The organism is Mesorhizobium sp. M7A.F.Ca.US.007.01.2.1 (assembly GCF_003998165.1).
In the GTDB taxonomy this organism is placed as follows: Bacteria; Pseudomonadota; Alphaproteobacteria; order Rhizobiales; family Rhizobiaceae; genus Mesorhizobium; species Mesorhizobium ciceri.
The window spans coordinates 1-6,592 of the sequence record NZ_RZQP01000290.1; the positions used below are offsets into that span (position 1 = coordinate 1).

8 protein-coding genes and 2 tRNA genes are annotated in these 6,592 nt (G+C 62.7%); 7 read left to right on the plus strand and 3 right to left on the minus strand.

Features of this window, described 5'->3' with window-relative positions; genetic code table 11:
- The 3 genes from EN949_RS31395 to EN949_RS31405 all read left to right on the plus strand — a co-directional run.
- A partial coding sequence (locus EN949_RS31395; RefSeq protein ID WP_245472552.1) for a thiamine pyrophosphate-dependent enzyme occupies positions 1–914 on the plus strand: 914 nt, incomplete at its 5' end.
- Positions 915–940: 26 nt separating this feature from the next.
- Entirely contained in the window at positions 941–1,738 is a 798-nt protein-coding gene (otnI, locus tag EN949_RS31400; protein WP_127367507.1) for a hydroxypyruvate isomerase, read from the plus strand.
- A 157-nt stretch (positions 1,739–1,895) separates the two neighbouring features.
- Entirely contained in the window at positions 1,896–2,813 is a 918-nt protein-coding gene (locus EN949_RS31405) for a 2-hydroxy-3-oxopropionate reductase (RefSeq protein ID WP_127367371.1), read from the plus strand.
- A gap of 107 nt (positions 2,814–2,920) precedes the next feature.
- On the opposite strand, the gene rlmB is transcribed toward EN949_RS31405, so the two are convergent.
- Positions 2,921–3,769, minus strand: coding sequence for a 23S rRNA (guanosine(2251)-2'-O)-methyltransferase RlmB (gene rlmB, locus EN949_RS31410; RefSeq protein WP_127367370.1), 849 nt, complete (start codon positions 3,767–3,769; stop codon positions 2,921–2,923).
- A gap of 198 nt (positions 3,770–3,967) precedes the next feature.
- Here rlmB and EN949_RS31415 point away from each other — a divergent pair.
- Positions 3,968–4,052, plus strand: a tRNA-Tyr gene (locus tag EN949_RS31415).
- 89 nt (positions 4,053–4,141) lie between these two features.
- Positions 4,142–4,215, plus strand: a tRNA-Gly gene (locus EN949_RS31420).
- Positions 4,216–4,291: 76 nt separating this feature from the next.
- Here the strand turns inward: EN949_RS31420 and EN949_RS31425 are convergent.
- On the minus strand, positions 4,292–4,756 hold the full coding sequence (locus EN949_RS31425; RefSeq protein WP_013531401.1) for a YidB family protein: 465 nt from the start codon (positions 4,754–4,756) through the stop codon (positions 4,292–4,294).
- A gap of 132 nt (positions 4,757–4,888) precedes the next feature.
- Here EN949_RS31425 and EN949_RS31430 point away from each other — a divergent pair, with 132 nt between their 5' ends.
- Positions 4,889–5,146: a GlsB/YeaQ/YmgE family stress response membrane protein gene (locus EN949_RS31430; RefSeq protein WP_013531402.1), complete on the plus strand. Its 258-nt coding sequence runs from the start codon at positions 4,889–4,891 to the stop codon at positions 5,144–5,146.
- Positions 5,147–5,278: 132 nt separating this feature from the next.
- Here EN949_RS31430 and EN949_RS31435 read toward each other — a convergent pair whose 3' ends face one another.
- Positions 5,279–6,166, minus strand: coding sequence for a DMT family transporter (locus EN949_RS31435; RefSeq protein ID WP_027163678.1), 888 nt, complete (start codon positions 6,164–6,166; stop codon positions 5,279–5,281).
- Positions 6,167–6,478: 312 nt separating this feature from the next.
- Here EN949_RS31435 and EN949_RS31440 point away from each other — a divergent pair.
- A partial coding sequence (locus EN949_RS31440; protein WP_164782598.1) for a GTP-binding protein occupies positions 6,479–6,592 on the plus strand: 114 nt, incomplete at its 3' end.

Genomic DNA, 6,592 nt, shown 5'->3' on the forward strand with positions numbered 1-6,592 from the left:
ATGTCTATACCAAGGGCAAAAAATTCATCCATGTCGACATCGAGCCGACGCAGATCGGCCGTGTCTTCGCGCCGGATCTCGGCGTCGTTTCGGATGCTGGTGCTGCGCTGAAGATGCTGCTCGACGTCGCCACCGAGTGGAAGACGGCAGGCAGACTGCGCGACTGGTCCGGCTGGGCGAAGGAATGCCAAGCTCGCAAGAAGACGATGAAGCGCAAGACGCATTTCGACCAGGTGCCGCTGAAGCCGCAGCGTGTCTATGAGGAGATGAACAAGGCGTTCGGCCGCGACGTCACCTACGTCACCACGATCGGCCTGTCGCAGATCGCCGGCGCGCAGTTCCTGCATGTCTACAAGCCGCGCAACTGGATCAATTGCGGCCAGGCCGGCCCGCTCGGCTGGACCTTGCCGGCTGCCCTTGGCGTGCGCGCCGCCGATCCCGACCGGACCATCGTGGCGCTGTCGGGCGACTATGATTTCCAGTTCATGATCGAGGAACTGGCGGTCGGCGCCCAGCACAAGCTGCCCTATCTCCATGTCGTGGTGAACAACGCCTATCTCGGCCTGATCCGCCAGGCGCAGCGGGGTTTCTCGATGGACTTTGAGGTCGACCTTGCCTTCGAGAACATCAACCGGGCAGGCGATCCCGAGGCCGGCTACGGCGTCGACCATGTTGCCGTCGCCGAGGCCATGGGCTGCAAGGCGGTCAGGGTGCGCAAGCCGGAAGAGTTCGCCGGTGCCTTCAAGGAGGCGCAGCGGTTGATGAAAGAACACCGGGTTCCGGTTGTCCTCGAATTCATCCTCGAACGCGTCACCAACATCTCGATGGGCACCGAGATCGACAAGATCACCGAATTCGAGGACCTTGCCGAGAGCCACGAAGATGCGCCGACGTCGATCGTCATGCTGGATTAGGCTTGGCGGAGAAAAGGAGAAAAAGAATGCCGCGTTTTTCAGCCAATCTTTCGATGCTCTTTGGCGAGCATGAGTTCCTCGACCGTTTCGATGCCGCCGCCCGCGCGGGGTTCAAGGGTGTCGAATATATCGGCCCCTATGACCATGCGCCCGATGCCGTCGCCGCCCGGCTGAAGAAGAACGGCCTGACCCAGGTGCTGTTCAACCTGCCGGCCGGCGACTGGGGCAAGGGCGAACGCGGCATTGCCGTGCTGCCGGACCGCGTGCCGGAATTCCGCCAGGGCATCGCCAAGGCGATCACCTACGCGCAGGCGCTCGGCTGCCAGCAGGTCAATTGCCTGGCCGGCATCGCGCCCGCCGGCGCCGACCGCAAGGTGCTGGAGGACGTCTTTGCCGAAAACCTCGCCTTCGCGGCGGAAAAGCTGGAGCAGGCCGGCATCAGGCTGCTGATCGAGCCGATCAACACGCGCGATATCCCGGGCTTCTTTCTCAACTATTCCGATCAGGCGCTGGCGCTTATCGACCGTGTCGGGTCGAAGAACCTGTTCCTGCAATACGACATCTATCACATGCAGATCATGGAGGGGGATCTCGCCCGTACCATCGAGGTAAACCTCGACCGCATCGCGCATATCCAGCTTGCGGACAATCCAGGCCGTCACGAGCCGGGGACGGGCGAGATCAATTTTCCCTTCCTGTACGAGCACATCGACCGCATCGGCTATTCGGGGTGGATCGGGGCGGAATACAAGCCGAAGGCCGGGACGGAGGCTGGGCTGGGGTGGTTTCAAGCATTAGCCGGGCAGGGAAGTGCTGCGGCCTAGCCAACGCCGCGCCCCCTCATCCGGCCCTTCGGGCCACCTTCTCCCGAGGGGAGAAGAGACAGGCACCAACGTCGGCTTCTCTTCTCCCCTCGGGGGAAGATGGCCGCGCTAGCGGCCGGATGAGGGGGCGTTTCACACAAGCAACTGGAGAACCAAAATGGAAACCATCGGCTTCATTGGCCTCGGCATCATGGGCGCACCGATGGCGGGGCACCTGTTGGACGCGGGCTACAGGGTCATAGCCAGCGACCATCGATCGAAATTCTCAGCCGATCTCGTCGCCAAGGGCCTAACGTCAGTCACCGGCCATGCTGCCGTGGCGAAGGCCGCCGACATCATCATTCTGATGGTGCCCGACACACCGCAGGTCGCCGATGTGCTGTTTAACGAGAACGGCGTCGCGTCCGGTCTGACCAAAGGCAAGCTGGTCATCGACATGAGCTCGATCTCACCGATCGAGACCAAGATTTTTGCCAGGAAAATCAACGATCTAGGCTGCGACTATCTCGACGCGCCGGTCTCGGGCGGCGAGGTTGGCGCCAAGGCGGCGTCGCTCACCATCATGGTCGGCGGCGAGGAGAAACCCTTCGAGCGCGCCAAGCCCGTGTTCGAGAAGATGGGCAAGAACATCACCCTGGTCGGGCCCAACGGCGTTGGCCAGACCACCAAGGTGGCCAACCAGATCGTCGTTGCGCTGACTATTGAAGCCGTCGCCGAAGCGCTTGTTTTTGCTTCGAAAGCCGGCGCGGATCCGGCCAAGGTCAGGCAGGCGCTGATGGGCGGGCTGGCGGCTTCGCGCATTCTGGAAGTGCATGGCGAGCGTATGGTCAAGCGCACCTTCGCCCCGGGTTTTCGGATCGAACTGCACCAGAAGGATCTGAACCTCGCGCTTGAGGGCGCGAAAGCGCTCGGCGTGTCGCTGCCCAACACGTCGACCACGCAGCAACTGTTCAACGCCTGCGCGGCCAATGGCGGCGCCAAGGAGGATCATTCGGCACTGGTCAGGGCGCTTGAGAGGATGGCCGATTTCGAGGTCGGCAGCGAGGCAGCCGGCACCCAGGGCAAAGCGGCATAGGTCAGGAGAGGGCGGCGCAACGTTCCCAAGCCGCCAACTCCTGGCCCATCGAAGAACGGGTTCCGGCGTCTGTCGGGACCCGTTTCTCGTCGAGATGGTTTTTTGGCTTAGCCGCGCTTCAAAAATGCCCGTGCCACGTAAAGGCTGATCGCTGCGGCATTCGATACGTTGAGCGAATGGATGGCGCCGGGCATGTCGAGCCGCGCCAGCGTGGTCACCGTCTCGCGGGTCTTCTGGCGCAGGCCCTTGCCCTCGGCGCCCAGCACCAGTGCGATCTTTTCTCCGGCAAAGCTCTTTTCGAGTTCGGCCGGCGCGTCCGAATCAAGCCCGATGGTGCGAAAGCCGGCCTCGTGCAGCTGGCCGAGCGCTTCGGCGAGGTTCTTCACCTCGATCTGGTCGATGTGCTCCAGCGCGCCCGAGGCGGATTTCGCCAGCACGCCCGATTCCTGCGGGCTGTGGCGGGCCGTGGTGATCAGCGCGCCGGCGCCGAAGGCGACCGCCGAGCGCAGGATGGCGCCGACATTGTGCGGGTCGGTGATCTGGTCGAGCACCAGCACCAGCTTCGCGTCACCAAGCGCATCGAGCCGCTTGGCTTTCAACGGCTCGGCCTCGATCAGCACACCCTGATGCACGGCATCCGACCCGGTGATCTTGTCGATATCCCTGGGCTCGACCAGTTCCGTCTTGAAGGGCAAGGCGGCGAGATCGGCGATTTCGAGGCGCTCGGCCGCATTGCGCGTCACCAGCATCTTCTTGATCTTGCGGCGCGGATTGTCGAGTGCGGCGCGAACCGTGTGCAGGCCGTAGAGCCGCACCAGTCCGTCCGCGGCATTTTCGCCCGGCGGAACCGGCTGTCGAGGCCGGAACGCCGGCGCGCCGCCGCTTTTCTCGTCGCGATAGGCGCGGCGCAGCTTGGCGTAATGGGTGTCTTTGGGGGTGTTGGTTTTATCGCTCATGGCTGGCTTCTATAGCGGTGTCCTCCGGCCAAGGATATGGCCCGCCGTCACAGCCGGCGAACAACATCGAAAAACGCTGGCTGCGCGGTTGACACCCAATGGCCTTGCCGCCATAAGGCGCTGCGCTGGTTTCGGAGAACACATAACTCGGGTCCGGATCGGCGCGAATGCCTCGTTGCATGGCTCCGGCGGCAGACTGGAGAGGTGCCCGAGTGGTTAAAGGGGACGGACTGTAAATCCGTTAGCTTAGCTTACGTTGGTTCGAATCCAACCCTCTCCACCACTGCCGGCCCGGAAGCCCTGAAACGCGACAAGAATCGGACCGAAAAGTGCATGGCGCTTTTCGGATGAATCCGGTACTTCAGGTAAGGCGCGGGTATAGCTCAGTGGTAGAGCAGCAGCCTTCCAAGCTGAATATGCGGGTTCGATTCCCGCTACCCGCTCCAGACACTCATCCCATCACCGGCAAGCCGAAGCACTGCGCACGAAGCGCAGCGCTCCAATTGTCGTGGCTGCGCCGCGTCAGCTGTTGAACGCGGATGCGACCTGGTGCTGCTGCGGCACCTGGCCGTTCGGCGTCAGCTTGTCGACGATGCCGGGCAGGGCGGTGGACAGTTGCTTGAGCAGTTCCTGCTCGTCCAGTCCGGTCCGTTGCGCGATCTCGCGGATGATCTGCGGTCCGATCGCGGCGCCAAGATCGTTGGCGTTGATCGACTGGTTCTGGCCGGTTCCGACCCAGGAGTCCGCGGTGTTGCCGTGACCGGCGTCCCGGAGCTTTTCGAGCAGTCCGCCCAGGCCGCCCAGCAGGCCACCGTCGGCGGATGTGGTTTCCGTCGGGACGGGGGCGGTCGGAGCGGGCGCGGGAGACTGTTCCGGCTCTTCGGCACTTCTGCCGCTCAGCATCTTGCCGACCAGCAATGCGCCGAGTGCGATCATCAGAGGTTTGGTGATGTTGCCGCCGGGAACGGCGTTGTCAAAAAGTCCCATCGTGGATCCTCCATAGCGACCAAGGCCCGACCCCTCCTCAACAATGAAGCATTCGGGCGGAATTTCAAGCTGGCTTGAGGTTTTGACAATCATATGAAAATGTTCGGCTGGCGAGGGGATGGAGAGGAAAAAATGGGTATCATCAGCTGGATCATTCTCGGCGTGGTCGCCGGCTTCATAGGCAGCAAGATCGTCAACAAGACCGGCCAGGGTGTCATAATGGATATCGTGCTGGGCATCGTCGGCGCCATTGTCGGCGGGCTGATCTTCAGTGCCTTCGGCGCATCTGGCGTCACCGGTCTCAACATCTACAGCCTGATCGTTGCCGTCATCGGGGCGGTGGTTGTTCTGTGGGCCTACCATCAGTTCAGCGCAAGGCGGACGCTTTAGGCGCCTGCGGATCGTCTGAGGTTTCGAGTTTCTGAAGGCAAGGCCGGCTTCAGGCCGGTGTGCCCGGCTGTGGCTTGCCTATGGCATCGGGGCGGCGAAAATAAAGATCGGCGTTCCCGCAATGAAACGAGGCTAGGCGACGACGGCCAACCGGCGCTGGCGCTGATCCAGCGACACGATGGTCAGCCCGCTGCCGACGACCAGCAGGATGCCACAGACCGCCAATGTGTTGGGGAATTGCCCGAACACCAGCAGGCCCGAAATGACCGCCCAGACGGTGAAGCAATAGTAGAACGGCGCCACGGCGCTGGTCGGTCCGACGCGATAGGCCATGAAGATGAAGAAGTGGCCGAAGATCAGGAAAAATCCAGCACCTGCCATCAGCAGCAGGTGATGCGCCCCGGGCATGACCCAGCGCTCGGAAACAAGATGCGCGGCGCCGGCGCCGATCAGCACCACCACGACGGCGGAAATCGCCACGATCATCCCCGGCACCTCGGCCGAGACCCGCCGGCCGGCTAGGTCGCGCGCCGCTGCAAGGGCTGCGTTGCCGAGCGCCAGCAGGGCATAGACCGAAATGCCTTGCATGGTCGGCTGCGCCACCATCAGCGCGCCGACGAAGCCGAGCCCGATCAGCGCCATGCGCCGGCCGCCGATCCGCTCGCCAAACAGGATCGAGGAGCCAACCAGCATCAAGAGCGGCGTGATCTGGCCGAGCGCGGTGGAATCGGCGATCTGCATGTTGGCGAGCGCGACCACATAGCAAAGGATCGCCGCCAGTTCGAGCACGTTCCGGCTCAGGACGCGCTTGTCGAAGATCAGCGGGATCTGCTTGCCGTAGCCCAGCGCGAACAGCAGCGGGAAGCCCCAGAGGGCCGCCGCGGCACCCCGCAGAAACAGCACCTCATAAGACGGCAGGCCCGCCGTCGCGAGCTTCATCATCGTGTCGTTGACGAGATACGACCCCGTCGAGACGATCATGAACAGCGGGCCGCGGATAGAGGCAGGGATGAAATGCATCCGGCCACAAGATCAGAGGCGGATGGCGGCGGCAATGGTCCATGGCCTGGCCATGATTCAGACAGGGCCGGGCAAGCAGGCCGGCGCTTTCGCGGCCTCGATCGGTCGGCCCGCTACCCCTTCATTTTGCCCGGAGCCTTCCTATATCAGCGCCACATCCCCGCAATCGGATCGATGGTTCGGACTGAGTGAGACGGCACCCGGCCAAAAGACGCTTGTGTTTTTTGGCCTTTGTCGCTAATCGCCCCGCATTCGACTGAACTGAAGGTCTTCGACCGAACTGAAGATCCGGGCCGTCCAAGGAAAGAGACAATGGCAAAAGGTAAATTCGAGCGTAACAAGCCTCACGTGAACATCGGCACGATTGGCCACGTCGACCATGGCAAGACGTCGCTGACGGCGGCGATCACCAAGTATTTTGGCGAA

Excerpts from the sequence above, each read along its gene's own strand:
- otnI (WP_127367507.1), top strand. The coding sequence starts at position 941 with ATGCCGCGTTTTTCAGCCAATCTTTCGATGCTCTTTGGCGAGCATGAG.
- EN949_RS31405 (WP_127367371.1), top strand. The coding sequence starts at position 1,896 with ATGGAAACCATCGGCTTCATTGGCCTCGGCATCATGGGCGCACCGATG.
- rlmB (WP_127367370.1), bottom strand. The coding sequence starts at position 3,769 with ATGAGCGATAAAACCAACACCCCCAAAGACACCCATTACGCCAAGCTG.
- EN949_RS31425 (WP_013531401.1), bottom strand. The coding sequence starts at position 4,756 with ATGGGACTTTTTGACAACGCCGTTCCCGGCGGCAACATCACCAAACCT.
- EN949_RS31430 (WP_013531402.1), top strand. The coding sequence starts at position 4,889 with ATGGGTATCATCAGCTGGATCATTCTCGGCGTGGTCGCCGGCTTCATA.
- EN949_RS31435 (WP_027163678.1), bottom strand. The coding sequence starts at position 6,166 with ATGCATTTCATCCCTGCCTCTATCCGCGGCCCGCTGTTCATGATCGTC.